Annotated in this window: 18 protein-coding genes, 1 pseudogene and 1 other annotated feature (1 of these 20 cut by a window edge); of the genes and pseudogenes, 6 read left to right on the top strand and 13 right to left on the bottom strand. The window is 33.4% G+C overall.

Going from position 1 to position 18,994, the window contains the following annotated elements; genetic code table 11:
- The first annotated feature begins 113 nt into the window (after positions 1-113).
- Positions 114-542: an HTH domain-containing protein gene (locus tag DW269_RS04670; RefSeq protein WP_117458736.1), complete on the top strand. Its 429-nt coding sequence runs from the start codon at positions 114-116 to the stop codon at positions 540-542.
- Positions 543-559: 17 nt separating this feature from the next.
- The gene (locus tag DW269_RS04675; protein ID WP_233502427.1) at positions 560-1,591 is read left to right on the top strand and encodes an IS3 family transposase; all 1,032 of its coding nucleotides are present in this window, start codon (positions 560-562) and stop codon (positions 1,589-1,591) included.
- Here DW269_RS04675 and DW269_RS04680 read toward each other — a convergent pair.
- The 11 genes and pseudogenes from DW269_RS04680 to DW269_RS04730 form a co-directional block, all read right to left on the bottom strand.
- Positions 1,541-1,912, bottom strand: a complete 372-nt coding sequence (locus DW269_RS04680; RefSeq protein WP_117458738.1) for a hypothetical protein — start codon at positions 1,910-1,912, stop codon at positions 1,541-1,543. The two genes, DW269_RS04675 and DW269_RS04680, sit on opposite strands and share 51 nt — an antisense overlap.
- Positions 1,913-2,087: 175 nt before the next feature.
- Positions 2,088-2,525 (bottom strand): annotated as a pseudogene (locus tag DW269_RS04685) (transposase); the annotation flags it as partial.
- Positions 2,526-2,674: 149 nt separating this feature from the next.
- Complete coding sequence (locus DW269_RS04690) at positions 2,675-3,853, bottom strand: ATP-binding protein (protein ID WP_117458740.1); 1,179 nt, start codon at positions 3,851-3,853, stop codon at positions 2,675-2,677.
- Between the two features lie 143 nt (positions 3,854-3,996).
- Positions 3,997-4,749, bottom strand: a complete 753-nt coding sequence (locus DW269_RS04695; protein WP_117458741.1) for a MurR/RpiR family transcriptional regulator — start codon at positions 4,747-4,749, stop codon at positions 3,997-3,999.
- 6 nt (positions 4,750-4,755) lie between these two features.
- On the bottom strand, positions 4,756-6,435 hold the full coding sequence (locus tag DW269_RS04700) for an alpha-glucosidase (protein ID WP_304465963.1): 1,680 nt from the start codon (positions 6,433-6,435) through the stop codon (positions 4,756-4,758).
- A complete protein-coding gene (locus DW269_RS04705) occupies positions 6,425-6,847 on the bottom strand; it encodes a PTS sugar transporter subunit IIA (protein ID WP_117458743.1) in 423 nt (140 codons plus the stop codon). The genes DW269_RS04700 and DW269_RS04705 overlap by 11 nt, the downstream gene beginning before the upstream one ends.
- A 24-nt stretch (positions 6,848-6,871) precedes the next feature.
- Positions 6,872-7,693, bottom strand: a complete 822-nt coding sequence (locus tag DW269_RS04710) for a PTS system mannose/fructose/sorbose family transporter subunit IID (RefSeq protein WP_202898380.1) — start codon at positions 7,691-7,693, stop codon at positions 6,872-6,874.
- Positions 7,686-8,486: a PTS sugar transporter subunit IIC gene (locus DW269_RS04715; RefSeq protein ID WP_117458744.1), complete on the bottom strand. Its 801-nt coding sequence runs from the start codon at positions 8,484-8,486 to the stop codon at positions 7,686-7,688. Before DW269_RS04715 ends, DW269_RS04710 begins: the two co-directional genes overlap by 8 nt.
- Positions 8,487-8,504: 18 nt before the next feature.
- Positions 8,505-8,981, bottom strand: a complete 477-nt coding sequence (locus DW269_RS04720; protein WP_040389796.1) for a PTS sugar transporter subunit IIB — start codon at positions 8,979-8,981, stop codon at positions 8,505-8,507.
- Between the two features lie 305 nt (positions 8,982-9,286).
- Positions 9,287-10,543: a serine dehydratase subunit alpha family protein gene (locus DW269_RS04725; RefSeq protein ID WP_117458745.1), complete on the bottom strand. Its 1,257-nt coding sequence runs from the start codon at positions 10,541-10,543 to the stop codon at positions 9,287-9,289.
- A gap of 130 nt (positions 10,544-10,673) precedes the next feature.
- Positions 10,674-12,035 carry a PTS sugar transporter subunit IIC gene (locus tag DW269_RS04730; RefSeq protein WP_117458746.1) on the bottom strand — a complete coding sequence of 454 codons (1,362 nt, stop codon included), beginning with the start codon at positions 12,033-12,035 and terminating at the stop codon, positions 10,674-10,676.
- A gap of 278 nt (positions 12,036-12,313) precedes the next feature.
- Between DW269_RS04730 and DW269_RS04735 the strand changes: the two genes are divergently transcribed.
- The 3 genes from DW269_RS04735 to DW269_RS04745 all read left to right on the top strand — a co-directional run bounded on the left by DW269_RS04735 (position 12,314) and on the right by DW269_RS04745 (position 14,549).
- Entirely contained in the window at positions 12,314-13,036 is a 723-nt protein-coding gene (locus DW269_RS04735) for a 6-phosphogluconolactonase (protein WP_117458747.1), read from the top strand.
- A gap of 124 nt (positions 13,037-13,160) precedes the next feature.
- The gene (locus tag DW269_RS04740; protein ID WP_117458748.1) at positions 13,161-13,706 is read left to right on the top strand and encodes an RDD family protein; all 546 of its coding nucleotides are present in this window, start codon (positions 13,161-13,163) and stop codon (positions 13,704-13,706) included.
- Between the two features lie 51 nt (positions 13,707-13,757).
- Positions 13,758-14,549, top strand: coding sequence for a MurR/RpiR family transcriptional regulator (locus tag DW269_RS04745; RefSeq protein WP_117458749.1), 792 nt, complete (start codon positions 13,758-13,760; stop codon positions 14,547-14,549).
- Positions 14,550-14,664: 115 nt separating this feature from the next.
- On the opposite strand, the gene rsmH is transcribed toward DW269_RS04745, so the two are convergent.
- Positions 14,665-15,711, bottom strand: coding sequence for a 16S rRNA (cytosine(1402)-N(4))-methyltransferase RsmH (rsmH, locus tag DW269_RS04750; protein ID WP_117458750.1), 1,047 nt, complete (start codon positions 15,709-15,711; stop codon positions 14,665-14,667).
- A gap of 180 nt (positions 15,712-15,891) precedes the next feature.
- Here rsmH and DW269_RS04755 point away from each other — a divergent pair, with 180 nt between their 5' ends.
- Positions 15,892-17,028 carry a DUF4825 domain-containing protein gene (locus tag DW269_RS04755; protein ID WP_117458751.1) on the top strand — a complete coding sequence of 379 codons (1,137 nt, stop codon included), beginning with the start codon at positions 15,892-15,894 and terminating at the stop codon, positions 17,026-17,028.
- 286 nt (positions 17,029-17,314) lie between these two features.
- On the opposite strand, the gene lysS is transcribed toward DW269_RS04755, so the two are convergent.
- Entirely contained in the window at positions 17,315-18,799 is a 1,485-nt protein-coding gene (gene lysS, locus DW269_RS04760; protein ID WP_117458752.1) for a lysine--tRNA ligase, read from the bottom strand.
- 38 nt (positions 18,800-18,837) lie between these two features.
- Positions 18,838-18,994: a binding site (T-box leader), on the bottom strand; it runs 53 nt beyond the window's last position.

Genomic DNA, 18,994 nt, shown 5'->3' on the forward strand with positions numbered 1-18,994 from the left:
TAAAATGGACCCTGTAAAAAGGACACGATAAAAAAAGGATATTTATTTCGTGACCCTGTTTTACAGGGTTTTTATTTTGCGTAGTATAATGATTATCGAATGGTGGTGTTATTATGGGAGTAAATTATTTTAGTGATGAACAAGTAAAGGAACTCGAAAAGAATCCATATGTAAAGAAAGTATCTATCAAAAGCATAACCTATTCAGAAGAATTCAAAGAACTCTTCTGGATTGATTTACAGAATGGCATGATGCCTGGAAACATATTTAGAAAGTATGGATTTGATCCTCATATGTTAGGGTCTAGTCGAACTCTCAAGTTCACAAATCGTGTAAGGAAAGAAGCAGCAAGAGAAGAAGGATTCAAGGATACCAGAGGCACAAAATCCGGAAGACCTTCTACAAAAAATCTTACCATTGAGGAACAGCTAGAAAGGCTTAAGCAGAAAAATAAAATTCTCCAACAGGAGAACGATTTTTTAAAAAGAGTGAGATTTATCAACAGAAAGCAAATCTCAAAACTGCAGAAGGACAAACAATAAGAGAAAAATATAAACTGATAGATAGAACTCTTGAATCACCTAGAAATAAACTGAGTGTCACAGCGTTATGCGATATTGCAGGTGTTTCAAGAAGTGGGTTCTATTCATGGAAGAAACGAAAAAGTTCCATAAGCGAAAAAGAAGAACAAGACCGTAAGGATTTTGAACTGATTTTAGAAGCATACAAATTCAAAGGATATGACAAAGGCAGACGTGGTATTCATATGCGTCTTCTTCACATGGGCATTGTGATGAATCATAAAAAGATTTCAAGACTGATGAAGAAATACGGGCTATTCTGTCCGATAAGAAAAGCCAATCCTGCAAGAAGAATGGCTAAGGCAATGAAAACATCAAATTATGCAGATAATATTCTAAACAGACATTTCGAGGAGTATGGCCCTGGATATGTGCTTGAAACAGACATTACTTATCTATTCTACGGTCATAAAAGATCTAAAGCATATCTATCGGTGGTAAAGGATGGCTTCACAAAGCAGATTCTTTCATATGTATTATCACCGTCTTTAGAAGTAGACTTTGTCCTGGAGACATTCAATCAGCTTTACAGTAAACATAAGCGTAATATTCATACTGATGCTCTGATACATAGTGATCAGGGTGTGCATTATACAAGTTTTAAGTTTATTGACTTACTCAAGAGCCTGGAAATCAGACAGTCAATGTCAAGAAGAGGAAACTGCTGGGACAACGCTCCCCAGGAATCCTTCTTCGGACATATGAAAGATGAGATAGGCAGATATACAGAGAATGCCTGCTCATACGAAGAACTAAAGGAAATAATAGATTCCTATATGGTTTATTACAACAATGATCGTTATCAGTACAATCTGGCCAAGCTTTCACCAAATGAATACTTAGAATATTATATAACTGGTGAGTACCCACTCAACCATGTCGCAAAGGAGCCTGATGAGTATAAGGAAAAATTCAGACAGGTAAGAAATAATCTTGATAGAAACTCAACGCTCGAGAAATTAGTAGCTATTCTTCCAAGAATAACTCATTTCAAACAGTCCATCAGATAATCTGCATAGATGACTTCTGATTATATCTATATCATTATTGCTTAATGATGCAAAGCCAAAATCATCCATCTTAGTGAATATAACAGTGCCATTAAAATAACCGTCAGCATCATCTGGAAAAGATCTGTAAACAATAGTATGATCAGTATCATATACACTTAAATCCTTTACAAGAAGATAGACTGATGGATCATCATCAAATATATAATCACGGTAGTCAAATACACCAAGTTCATTTCTTATGACTTCCTTCATTCTATCTGTTTCCAATACACATAAAACTCCATCTTTAATAATTACATATTTATATAGTTTACACATAAAAATATCCTCCTGGTTAATTTACACCTAGAGGATATCTTTATTTCTAATCATTTTTAAGCGCCTTTTTATTTAATGTCCTTGACACGGGGTCCACATTAACTGCATGGTGAATAACCTTTTCATATTTCAGACGCACTTAAAAAGAACCTGCCCATTTCCTAAAAAAATTTTATCAGCAGATAAACAATCTGAGCATCTCCTTGACCTGTTTCATCTGGTTTTCTTCTGTTTCCTTGATTCTCTTCTTCAGTTTCTGGTATTTCCTGATATTATGCCCCATTGAAACAAGGTAGATCTCCATCTGAGCATTGTCATATCCTCTTCTGTAGAGTCTGTCATAACCCATATTCTCCTTAAGATCACCAAAAGTTCCTTCTGCTTCATTATCTCTCTTGAACATGAGTTTCTTGCCTTCTTCGCTTGTGACATTTTTTCTTACTTCCTTATGAAACTCATCAAGTTCCTTGCAGTAGTTTATGCTTCTTCCAATTCTGGATTTAGTGCATCTTGATCTGAATGGACAGCCCTCACAGTGATGATTTGTTAGTTTTATATTATTACGTGCATATACGCCCCTTGTATCAGTAGTTACCTTATCCACCTCAAACTCATGACCAGCAGGACTTCGATCCGCCTTTTACTGTTTCTGAAACTATAATTAGTTATTTACCCGTTACAGCCTCCCATAGGCTAGAAGGATTCACAAGCATAAAGTAAAACGTTTATTTATTATCTTATCTGCATTCAAATCATTTATATTTACAATTTTAACCATTCTTCAATATCAATTATTTTTACACCTTCATACTGATATTCATCATGATGTGTGTTAGCCAATAAGATTTTAGGATATGCATCTTGTATTTCTAATAGTGAAGTAACTTCTCTATCGAAAGTTTTCTGATTCGAAATATCATCACTTACTTGAAAATAAATCTTCTCATTTTGTTTTATAGCCACAAAATCAACTTCTTTTTTATAAAGTTTACCAACATAAACTTCATACCCTCTTCTAAGCAATTCAATCGCAACGATATTTTCATATACTCTGCCATAGTCCATGTTTTTTGTTCCTATAATAGCATATCTGAAAGAATGGTCGGACAAATAATACTTATCATTTGTTGCCAAATATTTTTTCCCTTTTATATCATACCTTCTAACTTTATAAAACAAGTATGAATCTTTCAAATATTGCATATACAATTTTATAGTCTTATCTGTTATTTTAATATTAGCATTTGCTAATGATTTAGATATATTATTAGCTGATGTCAAAGAACTAATGTTATCCATCATAAAGTACGCTAAATCATGAATAACTTCTTTGTTTCTCATCGAATATTTATTAGTTATGTCCCTTATAATAAGCGTCTCAAAAACATCTCGTATGTATTTATACTTATCATCTTTTTCACGATAAAGCAAAGTTCCAGGCATTCCACCTTCTCTCACGTATCTATCAAGTGAATACTGCCCAGCATAATATTTTAGACATTCTTTATAAGAAAAAGGAAATATTTCTATTTCATACGTTCTACCGGTAAATAAAGTAGCCAAATCACTACTTAATAGAAATGCATTCGAACCAGTAATATAAATATCATATTTCATACTACTATGTAGACTATTTATGACTTTCTCAAAGCCACTGCACATTTGAACTTCATCTATACATACATAATTATTCTTGTTAGATTTATATTGACCTTCTATATAATTATTTAATGCATGGTATTCTAAATACGGCTCTGCACTTAAAGAATTGAAATCAACAAAAATAATATTCGCGTCTTTATCAGTTTGATTTATATATTCCATAAATTGTAGTAACAGACATGATTTTCCAGATCTTCTAATACCCGTAATCACTTTAATATCAGGAGTTCCAATTACATTAATAATTTTTGTTAAATAGTTTCTTTCTAAAAGTTTCATTTCATTCACCCATATATATTATACCTTCTTATTCCGAAAAAATGAATTATTTTCATTTTTTCGGAATAAGATTTAACCTTGATTTAACATATATATTCGTAAAGTCTATAACACGCAAAAAAGCCAGACCATTAAGTCTGACTTTACTCATCAAAGAATGCGAATTCTTGATATTTTCTTGCAAGAATAGTAAGAACAATTCCTACTGCATTCATAGAAATGATATGTTCATCCTCAAGAGGAAATTCTGTTGTATTATAGTAAAGCTGATAATCTGAATTTTCTACAAGGAAATTCTTTCCTAGCTCAGTTATAGAAAGAATAGGTATATCCTTCATATTCAGTGCATTTACTGTTGTTCTGATACCTGGTGTATTACCTGACAATGAAATAATAATGACAAAATCATCACTAGTTAGGGAGTGTGAGATGACTTCAAAATTAGTTTCACCAGATACAATATAATTTGAACGCCCTGACATAAATAACTCACTAGAGAACTGTTTTGTATAGTTATTCTGAGTAAACCCTGTTGCATATAAAATGACTTGTCGTGCTTTATGGATTTCGGAGATTAATGACGCAAAGTTTACTTGAGAAGCATATTCAAATGTTTTATCAATTTCTTTCCTGAATTTTTCAACCAGATCTGTAGGAACAACTGCTTTCTTTACTATATCCTTCTTTAAAGAATACTTTAATTCTGAATAACCTGTATAGCCTAGCTTTTGGGCTAAGCGTAATACAGAACTCTTTGACGAAAGCAGAACCTTCGCTAGTTCATTAATAGGCATGTCTACAACATCTGCTTTATGGTTTCTGATATATTGAATCATATCTTTTTCGTTATCACTTAATGTTGAATATATAAGTCCTGCTTGTGTGTCAAAGTCCATATCTTATTACCCCTTTGTTAGATAAACTACTGCTTGATATGGGTTTAGAATAATATTTTTATCATCTGTTTTCAATATATTCTCATAATTTCCAATAAGAATTTCTGCATCCTTATAGTCATCAGGCAATGTATATCTTACCTTCTCTTTTGCGAAAGAACATACTACAAGTAACTTCTTACCTTCATATTCTCTTTCATATGAGAAGATATCTGAATCTTCTTCGTCTAATAGTTTATAAGATCCATAAACAATTATAGGATTTTCTTTTCTTAAACGAATTAATTTCTGATAATAATAGAAGACAGAATTTGGATCTTTTAATTCATCTTCTGCATTGATGAACTTGTTATCAGGTGAATAATCAATCCAAGGCTTTGCATCAGAGAAGCCTGAACCTTCTTCTCCATTCCAAGGGAATGGTGTTCTTGCATTATCTCTTGAACTTAAATAAGCATATTTCTTAATTGTTTCTTCATCTTCGCCTTTATCTTTCATCTTCTGACACATAAAGACTGTTTCAATATCTTTATATTGGTCAAGTGATGTAAAAGGTACATCTTTCATACCTAATTCATCCCCCTGGAAGACATAAGGTGTGCCCTTCATCATATGTAGAAGAGTAGCTAACATTTTAGCTGATTCTACACGATATACTCCATCATCACCAAAACGAGTCACGTTTCTAGGCTGGTCATGGTTATCCCAATAAAGTGAATTCCATCCATCACCTAAATCATTGATCCATGTTGATAAGCTCTTCTTTAAATCACTGAGTTTAAACTTTACATCAGAGAACTTTCCATATTCACCATAATCTAAATGCATATGGTCAAACTGGAATACCATGTTTAATTCATGTCTAGAAGGATCAGTATAAAGCTTACCCTGCTGAACATTGGTATTGGCTGTTTCTCCTACCGTCATCACATCATAGTGTGATAAGACTTCTCTATTCATTTCCTGTAAGAATTCATGAATACGAGGTCCATTAGAAGCTCCTTTATAATATGATTTTGCATAATCATATTCTCCTGGTAAGGCATCTGGGAAGTCCTGTCTCTTACTTAATAAAGAAATAACATCCATTCTATAACCATCAATACCTTTATCTAACCAGAATCTCATTTCATTATAAACAGCTTCTCTCACTTTAGGATTCTCCCAGTTTAAATCAGGTTGTCCAGGCGCAAAACAATGTAGATAATACTGTTTTCTTTCAGGAACATAAGTCCATGCAGCACCGCCAAAAGTAGCACCCCAGTTTGTTGGTTCACTGCCATCTTCCTTAGGATCTTTCCAGATATAGAAATCAGAATATTCATTATCCTTAGAAGACTTAGACTTTAAGAACCATTCATGCTGATCACTTGTATGATTAACAACTAAGTCCATAATAATCTTAATATTCATACTATGTGCTGTTTCTAATAGTTCATCAAAATCTTCCATTGTGCCATACATTGGATTGATCTTTCTATAGTTCGCAATATCATAACCATTATCTACTAATGGTGATTCATAGATAGGATTTAACCAGATAACATCAATACCTAATTTAGATAAATAAGGAAGTTTTTCAGTAATACCTTTTAAATCACCAACCCCATCATTGTTGGTATCATTAAAACTTTGTGGATAAACCTGATAAACAACGCTGCTTTTCCACCAATCTTTATTCATCATCTTCATCAACCCCCATATTTTTCATAACATCGTTGACATAAACAATCTGTGACTTTGCATCATCAATCGCATTTCTAATGACATCCTCATTCACTTTTTCACAGCTTGCTAATGATAAACAGACACTTAATACAATAGGTAAATTCATCCCTGTAATCACATATACATTAGGATACTGTAAATATTTGACTGCTTCCTGATTCACACTACCCCCAAGCATATCAGTGAAGATGATGTATTCATTATCTTCATTGATTTCTCCAAGTGCTTCTTTTAACTGTTTTTCAACAGGTACATTATCCATATAAGCACTCACTGACTGGATATCAGTTAAAGTTGGCATAAGATACTGGATTGTATCTTTTAAACCATCAGCAAGTAAATGATGGCTGGCTAGAACGATTTTTCTCATAGACTTTTCCCCCGAAAACTTTGATTAGAGAGCTAGAATTCCAAAGAATGAGCAAACTAATGCAAGAATGATAATTAAGAAGATGACCTGAATAACAGTAAGTTTCTTAGATGCAAGTAATTTATAAACGATAAATGTAAGTGCAACTGGTAATAAAGCAGGCATGATCTTATCTAAGACACCTGTCTGAATAGCAAGTTTTACTTTACCTGACTTAAAGACAAGACCTAATGACATCTTAACAACTGAAGGGATTAATGCCCCAATAACTGTTAGACCCATGATAGATGCTGCTTCTGTGAAGACTGATAACTTATCACCTAATGTAGTAATAAGCTTTAAACCTGAATCATAGCCTAAATGGAATAACTTAATTCTAAAGAAGAAGAAAATCACGTTAAGTAACATCCAGATAAGTGCACCTGTAGGGTTACCTTCAAGTCCCATATAAGCTGCAATAGAACCCATGATTGTTGGATAGAGTACCCAGATCAAAGTATCACCGATACCTGCAAGAGGACCCATCATACCTGTCTTAAAGTTCTGTACTGTATCTAATGCTTCAACACCATCTTTTTCTTCCATGGCAACACTTGCACCAAGTAAGATGTTAGCCATCCAAGTTGTTGTATTGAAATATTTAAAGTGGTTATTTAATGATGCAACATAGTCATCATCATTATTCTTATGAATCTTTCTTAAAACCTTCTCTAATCCAAATACAACTGCTGGACCCTGATGGTTTTCATAGTTATATGTATTACATGCCATAAACATGTAACGTACTGCGGCTTTTGTAAGATCTTTCTTTGTAACAACTTCTGTTGTCTGTGTTTCTTTATTCATCCCATTCATCTCCTTCATCGATTACTGCACCTTCTGTTGATGCGATTGCTGGTGCTTTATTGACCTGTGTTGTAAAGAAATAGTAAGCAATAGCTAAACCAATAATAGATACACCTAACATTGGTACATTTAAGTAAGCTGAGAAGACAAAACCAATCATCAACATTGATAAGTACTTCTTAGCAGGCATAACCTGTAACAATAATGCGATACCTACAACTGGTAACATATTTCCTGCGATAGATAGACCATTTGTGAACCATACTGGAACTGATTTTAAGATAACATTAACGATTGCATCACCAAATAATACACATAAAGCTGTTGGTAAACCTGTAGATAAAGCAAAGATCATAGGACCAATCCAAAGAATTCTGTTCATCTTACCAAACTTCTTTTCATTACATGCTTTCTGTGCTGCATGTGTTACATAAGTATTTAATAACTTTGCGAATACATCTAACTGAATACCAAGCATACCAACTGGTACACCTACTGCTAAGGCAACTGCTTTTGCCTGAGCCACATCATTTGTAGTTCTACATGCAACATAAATACCAACTACTGTTGCAAGACACCAGTTAGGCACTGATGAACCACCAATGTTGGCAACACCTAAGTTCATTAACTGGAATGTACCACCAATAATCATGGCAGTCTTCATATCCCCCATAATCAATCCTGCAAAAAATGCAACCATGATTGGGAACCATGTTGTAATAACAATACCCTGCTGGTCTAAAACCATCCACATTGATAATAATACGATTAATACTCCTTGAATAACCTGCATACTTCTTATCCCCCTTGATTATTTAATATATGTTTCTAGTGGTTCTTCTGCTTCGCTTGGTACGAAGTGGAATGTCACTGGAATACCCATAGACTGTAATTTCTTTAAATCATTCACTTCTTCTTCATTGACTGAAACCATCTTCTTCACTGTTGTCTTACCTTCCCCATCGAAGATAATACCAATATTTACTTTAGGAATCTTAACACCACCTTCAGCTAACTTAACTAATGTAGATGGTTCTCTTACAATCATGAATACATTATGGCTATCATACTTACCTGCGTTGAAGTTCTTAATAGCTGTTTCTGTATCAATGATTGACATCCCAGTCCCCACTGGCTTACTCATTCTCATAGCTGATTTTTGAACTTCATCCTTACTTACTTCATCATCGACTACCATTAATCTTTTTGCCTGTGTTGCACCTGCCCATTGCGTAACAACAATACCATGAATTAATCTCTGGTCGATTCTTGCTAATACTAAACTCATTTCTGTTTCCTCCTTGAAATTGCTTTCATTTGTTTTGACGAGTCCTAGTTTACCCAACAATGCAAACACTTTCAATATTTCAGGCCCCTTCTGGGACGTGGCACAAACTTTTGGAATAGGTGTCAAAGATAAGGGAAATGTTCCATTATGATGTTTTAGAATAGTAATATTATTTTTATACAATTCATTTTTTATGATATATACAAGGTTATTTTAATCAACTGACACTTCATACTTTATTCACTTTAATTATTAAAATGTGCCATTATATGCAAAAAGAAGATGATCCTTGGACCACCTTCTCGCTATTGACACTCTTTACTTTTCATAATTGCGATGATTTCTTCATCTACTCTTTCCATTCCATTTTTCCCAATGCGCGCCATATTTTGAATACATTGTTCAGCTGTTGCTGCACAAATTCCATCACTTTCTCTTAATACTGCATTATTAACTGCAGTTGTTGCACACATAAGTGCAGCCGTAGAACCTATAGACACCTTTAATGCACATCCTACTTTTCCACCATCACAAATCATACCAGTTACAGTTCCTGTCATATTACGTATACAATACCCTATCTGATCATCTGATGCATCTAAGAGATAAGCGATACCTACAGAAGCAGATGTAGAAGAAGCCATGACACATGTGCACATAGGCGATAATTTCCCAATATGTGCATTAATATATCTATTTACTAGATGCGTAAGCGCAAGTGCTTTGACTTTCTTTTCTAGTGATACGTGTAGTTCTTCTGCCACTTCATTCACCGGGATAGAAACTACGAGTCCTTTTGTACCTGCGCCCGAACTGCTCATTGCAGGAAGTGGACAGCCATCTAGTCTATTTTCAGCAGCTGCAGTAACTTTCCTTATTATTCTAGTTAACAAGTCTTCAGAGAATAATGAATGATTGAACGAATCACTCAAATAGGTTGTTCCTTTATATTGTGATAATTGGTCATTCATTTCTATACCATCTAATAGGAATTCAAGTTCATCCACTGTCATTAAATCCACCAAAGAACGTATGTCTGATATTTTCATTTCTTTGAGTTCATCAATCACAGTGGGTGTATTGTTTGTTTCTTGAGTTGTTTTCTCTTCTAATACAATTCCATTCTTTTCTAGATAAACTATATTTGTATGTGCCTCTTTAATCATACATGTCACTGTATCGTTAGATGTATAAAGAGTACATTTTACATGAATAGATGCTGAATCATTAATTGTGATAGAAACATGGGGCACTAATAATTCAGCTTGTGTAATTGTATCTGACTCTATATCTTCAAATAGAGTCAGCTGTTTTTCTGGGTTCTTTAATAATGCCCCGATAGAAGCAGCATACTCTAGACCTACATGTTCACAATGTGGTATACCTGCAGACATCCCATTTTTATATATTCCTTTATTAACATCTAACTCTATTTTAGTTATTGGATTATTTAACTGTTGAGATGCATAAGCTGCACATAATGCGACACAGACTGGTTCTGTACATCCTAATGCAGGGACTACATCCTTCTTCAATAAGTCTATTAGTTCTTCTTTTCTCATATGATTCTCCTTGTTTACAGTATACAAGGTTTATCACAAATTAAAAAGACTGCTGTGGGGTTGCAGTCTTTCACAAAATATTTAAGGTTATTCAATTTTATGTGTGTGTGAGTTTTATTTCTTGTTTTAATTATTTTGAATTTTCTTCTTCTAACTTTTGTTTTTCTAATAATTTAACGAATGGATAGTAAAGCGCCATATCTAAAATGATTAGCCCTATAACCATGATACCGGCTTTTACATCCATACATCCTAATGCTGCACCAAGAGGTGCTGGTGTTGTCCATGGTGTCTCAATAACACCCTTTCCAACGATATTTAATGCCATACATGTATAGGCAATAATAGAGTTAACAACTGGCACAAAAATAAATGGAATCATCATAATTGGATTTAATACCATTGGTAAACCAAAGATGATTGGTTCATTGATATTGAAGAATGCTGGACCAATTGAAAGCTTACCTAAAGTACGTAATTCAACTGATTTAGATCTAACTAATAGAATACATAATCCTAAAGTAGCACCTCCGCCACCTAATGCGATAATATATGACCAGAATGGCTGAGTAAAGAAGTGTACTAATGGTTTACCAGCACTATATGCTGCGATATTAGTAATTAAATACATCTGCATGAATGGTAATCTGATTGGCTGAGTGATACTTGCGCCATGTAAACCAAAGAACCAGAATGTCTGAGCAATGATAGTAATTAAACAGATACCTACTAATGAATCTAGACCAGATACCGCAGGTGCAAGTACTGTCATAATCATACTTGGTAATAACTGACCACTGATATTCTGTACAAATAATGATAATGCATAGAATATGATAACACAGATAAAAAGTGGTAAGATTGCATCGAATGATGAACTGATTGCAGGTGGAACGCCTTCAGGCATCTTAATACGAACATTCTTCTTAAATAAGAAGTTCATGATTTCTACACATCCGATAGAAACGATAATAGCTGTAAAGATACCCTTTGCATCCAGATAAGTTGTTGGTAGATAACTTCCCGCAAGTGCAAGTAGATCAGTGGCTGATTTGCCGTCAGTAATGAGATTAGCTGGGACAGCAGAAGTAGTTGGTGCAGATACGATTAAGAATACTGCAGTAGAAACAACAGCTGCATTTAAGCTTGGCATTTTGTATTTCTTAGCTAAATGATAAGAAATAGAGAAAGCAATAAATAGTCCCATTAAAGCCATTGTCATATTATATGGTAATAATAATGCAGCTTTATTGGCCTGAGCCCAGTTGTACCATCCTGTAAGCATGGTAGTGATGAAACCCCAGTTTGGTAGAGTTTCAGGTTTGAATGGTGGTGTTGATACAATTAAGCAAGCACCTCCCATGATTGATAGTGGAATAGCAACAACCATTCCATCACGAATTGCAGCAAGATGTCTTTGGTTAGCTAACTTGTCTGCAATAGGCACTAGTGTGCGGTTTGCTAGTTCATTGAATTTTTCCATGAAGTTCATGTCGAGTCCTCCCTTCTCGTTGGATACATTATATCTTGGAAAAGCCTAAAAAATCTCGTATTTTCCAATATATAAAACACCTTTCCATATGATAGAAGAACTTTCCAAATCGTGGAAATAACTTGCGAAATAAATTTCTATAAGTATAATACGCATTCAAAATTACATTGATATATACTACATATTTTTAATTTTTATAGGTTGACAGAAAGAGTTTGATGCTTATAATGTGAAGTGTGTGAGTTTTATCTTCTTGTGAAATACAGGAGGAATTTGTTATGAAATTAATCGTTGAAGAAAACACTCAGAAAATGAGCGAAAGTGCATTGCACATCTTACTTGGTGCTATGATGCAGGATAAGAGAGTTAATATTTCTCTTACATCAGGTAGAAGTCCTATTGAACTTTACAAGATGTTAGCTCCAGAAGTAAGAGATCAGGAAAAGTTTAAGGATATCGAATATTATTTATTCGATGAAGCACCATATATGGATGGTAAGCCTTATGGTCCTAACTGGGAAGAAATGCAGGAATTATTCTTCAAGGAAGCACATATTCCAGAAGAAAGAATTCATGATATGACTATGGAAAACTGGGAAACATATGATGAAGAAATCAGCCGTGCAGGTGGTATTGATGTCATGGTTATTGGTCTTGGTTATGATGGTCATTTCTGCAGTAACTGTCCTAGATGTACACCAATGGATAGCTATTCTTATGCAATGGATCGTGCTACAAAGAATAAAGCAAACCCTGATTATCCAAAGAGAGAAAATCTTCCATTCAGTCTTACAATGGGTCCTAAGAGCTTAATGAAGGTTAAACACTTAGTGATGATTGTAAATGGTAAGGAAAAAGCAGGTATCTTAAAACAGGTTCTTGATTCAACTATTACAGATGAATTACCATCTACTGTTTTAAAGCTTCATCCTAATATGACATTGATCTGTGATAAAGATGCAGCTTCTGAATTAAACATGGACGATTACAAAAGACTATAAGTCTTTATAGAAAGTTCTTCGGAACTTTCTTTTTTTATATTCCGGAAAGGTTTTCCAAGAATTGGAAACGAGATTACTGATCAATTATGAATTGATATACTTTAATAAACAGGAGGTCCTATATATGAGTAAGATGGATATTGTAGAGTTAAGATTAAGAAGAACAGTCGCATTAATAATTGACTGGTATATTACTAATATGCTGGCTTCTATTCCTATCACATTCTTTTTAAGAAAAGATAGTCAGTTTAAACCAGAGATGTTTGAGTTAACTTCTTATGGTTTGAATACAGCTCTTATTGTATGTTTAATCGCAATTACTATTGGAGTTCTTTATTATGTATTCATTCCTCTTTATATCTGGAAAGGACAGACTCCAGGTAAGAAGATATGTAAGATCAAAGTCATTGATTATGATCATAAAGATGTAAGCATGAAAAACATGATGTTAAGAGAATTACTCGGTGCAACTCTTCTTGAAGGTGGTATTACTATTATTCCTTCTTATTTAAGAAAGATTGCCTCTCTTTTACAGTTCACTTCTATTGTAAATCCTTTAACTTATGTTGCTTATGCATTGACACTTGTTTCTATTGGATATGCTTATTTTCAAAAAGATACACGTTGTTTTCATGATTTAGTTTCACATACTGTAATTATCAAGCAATAAGTAACTGTCCTATGGTATAATAAGGCATATTATACCCAGGACGGTGAGTACATGTTTAACTTAATTATTATTTTATTATCTACATTAAATGGTGAACCTAAAGGTTCTAATAATTATAAGATTGCGAAATTTATGATAGAGAATATTCGTGATTTAGAAGACTATACTCTAACTGAGCTTGCGAAAGCGTGTTATGTGTCTAATTCTAGTATTTCTAGATTCTGCAGAGATATAGGTTTAAGGGATTTTAATCAGTTGAAAAATCAAGTTGCGAAGTTTTCAGTAGAAAAAATCAAATTTTCTAATAAGTTTAACTATGAAGGACGTAATGAAGATTCTATTTTCACTTCTTATGTAAGAAGTGTAATTGAGAATTTAGAGATGTTGGAAAAGAGCTCTATTGAAGATGATATTAAAGATTTAGTCGATGATATTTATGAGTATCAAAAAGTAGCAGCATTTGGTTATATGCATTCTGAAAATGTTGCATTAAACTTGCAATATGATTTACAAACAAGTGCTAAACCTGTATTTACTGCCATTAAAGTAGCTGATCAGGCTGAATATATTACAAATGCGGATGAAAAGACTTTAATTATCTTGTTCTCTGATTCTGGCACTTATTTTGATCGTATTTTCCCACGTGCAAAACCTTTTAAACACCAAAGCAAGAAACCTAAGATTTGTTTAATTACATCTAATAAAGAATTAGATTATCCTTTTATAGATCAATATATACGCTATGATAGCAGAGGTGATTATGCAACTCACCCTTATTCACTCACAGCGATTGCAGATACAATATGTATAGAATATGCAAAAATGTTGAAAGAACTTGAATAATATAAAAGCACAGAAAAAGGTAAGGATGACCAGATCCTTACCTTTTCGTTTTGATGCAATTGTTCTCAAATTTGCAAATAGAGTATAACACTTGTATATCTGATATTCAAGTATTCTATTTTGCTTTAATAGCCCATCTCATCTTAGTAGACTTGGCACGTGAATTACGATGACATTCTTCCCTAGAAGGTCTAATCACATTTCTACATACATCTTCATAAATACCAAGATTCTTGAGTTCTTTAAAAGACTTCTTCACAATTCTATCTTCTCCAGAATGGAATGTAAGAATTGCAGCCTTTCCTCCTGGTTTTAAAATAAGAGGGAGCTTCTCTACAAAATCATATAATACTTCAAATTCCTGATTCACTTCTATTCTTAATGCCTGGAATACTCTTGCAGCTGTCTTATTCACAATATCTTTTCTATTCTTATCAGTAATAAAATTAAGTGTTTTATCAATGATCTTATAAAGCTGTTGAGTTGTTTCTACTTCCATACCAGAACGTATGAATGAATGGATATTCTTAGCTAATATATCAGCATATGGTTCATCTGAGTTCTCTGTAAGAATATGTTCTAGTTCTTCTTTTGATAAGTCTTTTAAAATTTCATATGCAGGTCTACCTGCTTTAGGATTAAGTCTTAGATCTAATGGGCCATTTTTCTTATATGAGAATCCTCTTTCTGGATTATCAATCTGCATAGAAGATACTCCTAAATCAGCTAAGACAAAATCAAATGGTCCATACTTCTCACTTACTTGATCAATGTTTCTAAAGTTAGTCAAAATAGGAGTAAAGATGTCTTCTCCATAACCTTTATTTCTTAGTCTCTCTGTTGTTTTTTCTATTTCAATAGTATCGATGTCTAATCCATAAAGGTGTCCCTGACCTTCTAATTTTTCCATCATTTTAGAAGAATGTCCTCCATATCCTAGAGTACAATCTAAACCAATCTGTCCTGGCTGAATATCTAAGAATTCTAGTATTTCATCTACCATGATAGAAATATGCATACCTGCTGGTGTACTTCCTTTAGAAATAACCTTTTCTATTGTTTCAGGATATAATTCTGGATTAAGTTCTTTATACTTCTCTGAGAAGTTTTTAGGGTGTGTCCCCTTATATCTTTTTCTTCTTTTATGTACCTGTTCAGTCATTTTTATACCTCATTTCATCATCTACTATATTAACGAAAATAGAGATAATAAACAAGTCAGATCAAACTCTGTATATATAAGATTATTTCCATCATATATAATAAAAATAGTGGATTCGCTATTTGTGGGGTGTTGTTGTTTCATGCTTTTTTTTATAGTTTTCATGAAAGGAGAAACGTTATGGATACAAAAAAGATAGGAAAGTTCATTTCTGAGAATAGAAAAAGAAAAGGTCTCACTCAAGAACAACTAGGAAATATATTAGGTGTCAGTAATAAGACAATATCACGCTGGGAGAATGGAAACTATATGCCTGATTTGTCTTTACTGATTCCGTTAAGTGAAACTTTGGGCATTTCTTTAAATGAACTACTCAATGGGAAATATATAACGGAAGATAAAATCATGGAAACAACAGAAAAGAGCTTAAAGAATACAATTAATTATAGTAAGAATATGCTTGTACAAGAGAAAAGAAAGGTTTCTATTGGCATTATGATTTTTGGCGCATTTCTATGTTTTGCTGCCTTTGCGATATTAGATAAAGAAAGCAGCTGGTGCTGTATTTACTCTATTGTAGGTATTATAGTATTTGTTTATGGGTTATCAAAAGAGTTGAAGAGAAATAGATTATTAATAAGTAGTGGAGTATTTATTGCAATATTATGTGGATTTATGCTGATGGATTATGTAGGTGTTATAACTTCTCATAGACCTCCAATCTATGTTTATATGATTAAGACTTCTAATGTGACAACCTACTACAATCCATTCTATAATGTTTATAGAATAAATAAAAACACACCTAATGAGTATTATATTGTAGATAGCGCAAAGAAATATACAGAAGATACTGTTCCTACAACTGTATTTAACAGACCATTGAGTGGCATACACAATATTAAGAAGTATAAGAATCCATATATTGGTAATAATTCCAATATAGGAAATTTATTAAATAGTCTGCCTTTGCATGAATACGATTATGTTTTTCAAATTGATTCTAAAAATCAAGGACTCACTGTGAACTACAATGCGACAGACTGGTATCATAATGAGGATCTTTATATCAATAAGAGCCTGATCTATAATTCTGTGTCTATCTTCTCTTTAATTGATAATGTACAATCTATTCAGTATAACTTTAGTGGAAGTACCTACACTACTACTAGAAAGATGATTGAAGAGAATTATCCACATTTTAAACAAGTAAAAGAGAATGAGAAAAACTTTAATCAGTACTTAGAGAACAAGATGAATGATGATGAATTTACAAGAAGTATATTCAATAAAATATTTGTGAAGAAGAGTTTATAAGAGGGGTTAAGCCCTCTTTTTAAATATCTTGTATTATACTAAAATAAACAACACCATTTTCAAAAAAAAGTTAGTCTTTATAATTCTTCATATATGCTCTCATACTCATTACAGTGAATTCCATCATATTTTACAATTTTATTCCTTCACATTTTTAGTTTTCATTCCATCATATTTCCATTTTCTATTACTCCACATTTTCTGTTTTCATTCCATCACATTTCAAAAACCATAAAATAAAAAGCACATCTCTTGCATGAGATATGCCTAATATTAATACATAAATTTATTTATTCTTCATATGTGGGAATAAGATAACTTCACGGATAGTTTCCTGACCAGTTAATAACATAACTAATCTGTCGATACCCATACCCATACCACCAGTTGGTGGAAGACCGTATTCAAGGGCTTCTACATAGTCCATATCCATTTCGTTGGCTTCATCGTTACCTAATTCTTTTTCTTTTAACTGATTTGCGAATCTTTCATACTGATCATCTGGATCATTTAATTCTGTGAATGCATTTGCATATTCGTTACCACAGATGAATAACTCGAATCTCTGAGTGAAACGAGGATCCTGTAAGTTCTTCTTTGCAAGTGGAGAAATTTCAATTGGATGACCATATACGAATGTTGGTTCTACAATTGTTTCTTCTACATACTTTTCAAAGAATGCATTGACAATATGACCATATGCAAAATGTGGTTCTACTTCAATACCATGTTCTTCAGCAAGTTTCTTAGCTTCTTCAAAAGTCTTCTGTTCACCAAAGTCAACACCAGTCTTTTCTTTAATTGCTTCAACCATAGAGATTCTCTTGAATCCAGGTGCTAATGAAATAGAATGACCTTTGTATTCTACATCATAAGTACCATTGACAGTCATTGCGGCATTCGCAATGATACCTTCTGTTAAGTCCATCATACCTTCAAGATCAGAGAATGCTTTATATACTTCAATAGTAGTGAATTCTGGGTTATGAGTTCTGTCCATACCTTCATTTCTGAATAAACGACCGATTTCATAAACAGCATCCATACCACCTACGATTAATCTCTTAAGGTTTAATTCTGTTGCGATTCTTAAGTAGAAATCTTTATCTAATGCATTGAAATGAGTGATGAAAGGCTTAGCTGCAGCACCACCAAGAATAGAGTTCATGATTGGTGTTTCTACTTCTGTATAACCTTTGTCATCTAAATAATGCTGGATTGAACGAACAATCTTAGGTCTCATGAAGGCTACTTTACGTGCTTCATCATTCATGATTAAGTCAACATATCTTCTTCTGAAACGTTCTTCAGTATCTGTTAAACCATGGAACTTTTCTGGTAAAGGTCTTAAAGCCTTAGTAAGGTGTGTATACTTTTCTACTCTTACAGTTAATTCACCCGTATGAGTCATGAATACTTCACCATCAATACCGATAATATCACCTAAATCGCTCTTCTTAACTAATTCATAAACATCTTCACCAACAGTATCTTTCTTGATATATAACTGGATTTTTCCATCTCTATCAAGAAGGTTCATGAAGCATACTTTACCTTTTCTTCTCTTTGCAACAATACGACCCGCAATACTTACAGCTGGTTTGCTTTCTTCTAATTCTTCTGCAGTCTTATCGCCATAGTTCTTTCTAATGTCTGAAGTATAAGCAGTCACATCAAATCTCTGTCCAAATGGATCAATTCCAAGATCTTTAAGTTCCTGTAACTTCTGTCTTCTTACTAATTCCTGATCAGTAAACTTTCTTTCTTCCATGTCTGTTCTCCTTCTTTAGAATATAAAAACTCTCATCCGCTAGGGACGAGAGTTAACCGTGGTACCACCCTTATTCATCTACATAAGTAGACCTCATTAAGCCTTAACGCGGCAACACGTTATTTTATCACGTTAGATCCAAAATACAGCTCCCAGTCTTTATTCGTATCAACTTTCCCATTCCTTTACACCAGC

The organism is Catenibacterium sp. AM22-6LB (assembly GCF_003435615.1).
In the GTDB taxonomy this organism is placed as follows: domain Bacteria; phylum Bacillota_I; class Bacilli_A; order Erysipelotrichales; family Coprobacillaceae; genus Catenibacterium; species Catenibacterium mitsuoka_A.

What these genes read in the sequence shown, in the direction of transcription:
- DW269_RS04670 (WP_117458736.1), top strand. Translation starts at nt 114, where the DNA reads ATGGGAGTAAATTATTTTAGTGATGAACAAGTAAAGGAACTCGAAAAG.
- DW269_RS04680 (WP_117458738.1), bottom strand. Translation starts at nt 1,912, where the DNA reads ATGTGTAAACTATATAAATATGTAATTATTAAAGATGGAGTTTTATGT.
- DW269_RS04690 (WP_117458740.1), bottom strand. Translation starts at nt 3,853, where the DNA reads ATGAAACTTTTAGAAAGAAACTATTTAACAAAAATTATTAATGTAATT.
- DW269_RS04695 (WP_117458741.1), bottom strand. Translation starts at nt 4,749, where the DNA reads ATGGACTTTGACACACAAGCAGGACTTATATATTCAACATTAAGTGAT.
- DW269_RS04700 (WP_304465963.1), bottom strand. Translation starts at nt 6,435, where the DNA reads ATGATGAATAAAGATTGGTGGAAAAGCAGCGTTGTTTATCAGGTTTAT.
- DW269_RS04705 (WP_117458743.1), bottom strand. Translation starts at nt 6,847, where the DNA reads ATGAGAAAAATCGTTCTAGCCAGCCATCATTTACTTGCTGATGGTTTA.
- DW269_RS04710 (WP_202898380.1), bottom strand. Translation starts at nt 7,693, where the DNA reads ATGAATAAAGAAACACAGACAACAGAAGTTGTTACAAAGAAAGATCTT.
- DW269_RS04715 (WP_117458744.1), bottom strand. Translation starts at nt 8,486, where the DNA reads ATGCAGGTTATTCAAGGAGTATTAATCGTATTATTATCAATGTGGATG.
- DW269_RS04720 (WP_040389796.1), bottom strand. Translation starts at nt 8,981, where the DNA reads ATGAGTTTAGTATTAGCAAGAATCGACCAGAGATTAATTCATGGTATT.
- DW269_RS04725 (WP_117458745.1), bottom strand. Translation starts at nt 10,543, where the DNA reads ATGAGAAAAGAAGAACTAATAGACTTATTGAAGAAGGATGTAGTCCCT.
- DW269_RS04730 (WP_117458746.1), bottom strand. Translation starts at nt 12,035, where the DNA reads ATGAACTTCATGGAAAAATTCAATGAACTAGCAAACCGCACACTAGTG.
- DW269_RS04735 (WP_117458747.1), top strand. Translation starts at nt 12,314, where the DNA reads ATGAAATTAATCGTTGAAGAAAACACTCAGAAAATGAGCGAAAGTGCA.
- DW269_RS04740 (WP_117458748.1), top strand. Translation starts at nt 13,161, where the DNA reads ATGAGTAAGATGGATATTGTAGAGTTAAGATTAAGAAGAACAGTCGCA.
- DW269_RS04745 (WP_117458749.1), top strand. Translation starts at nt 13,758, where the DNA reads ATGTTTAACTTAATTATTATTTTATTATCTACATTAAATGGTGAACCT.
- rsmH (WP_117458750.1), bottom strand. Translation starts at nt 15,711, where the DNA reads ATGACTGAACAGGTACATAAAAGAAGAAAAAGATATAAGGGGACACAC.
- DW269_RS04755 (WP_117458751.1), top strand. Translation starts at nt 15,892, where the DNA reads ATGGATACAAAAAAGATAGGAAAGTTCATTTCTGAGAATAGAAAAAGA.
- lysS (WP_117458752.1), bottom strand. Translation starts at nt 18,799, where the DNA reads ATGGAAGAAAGAAAGTTTACTGATCAGGAATTAGTAAGAAGACAGAAG.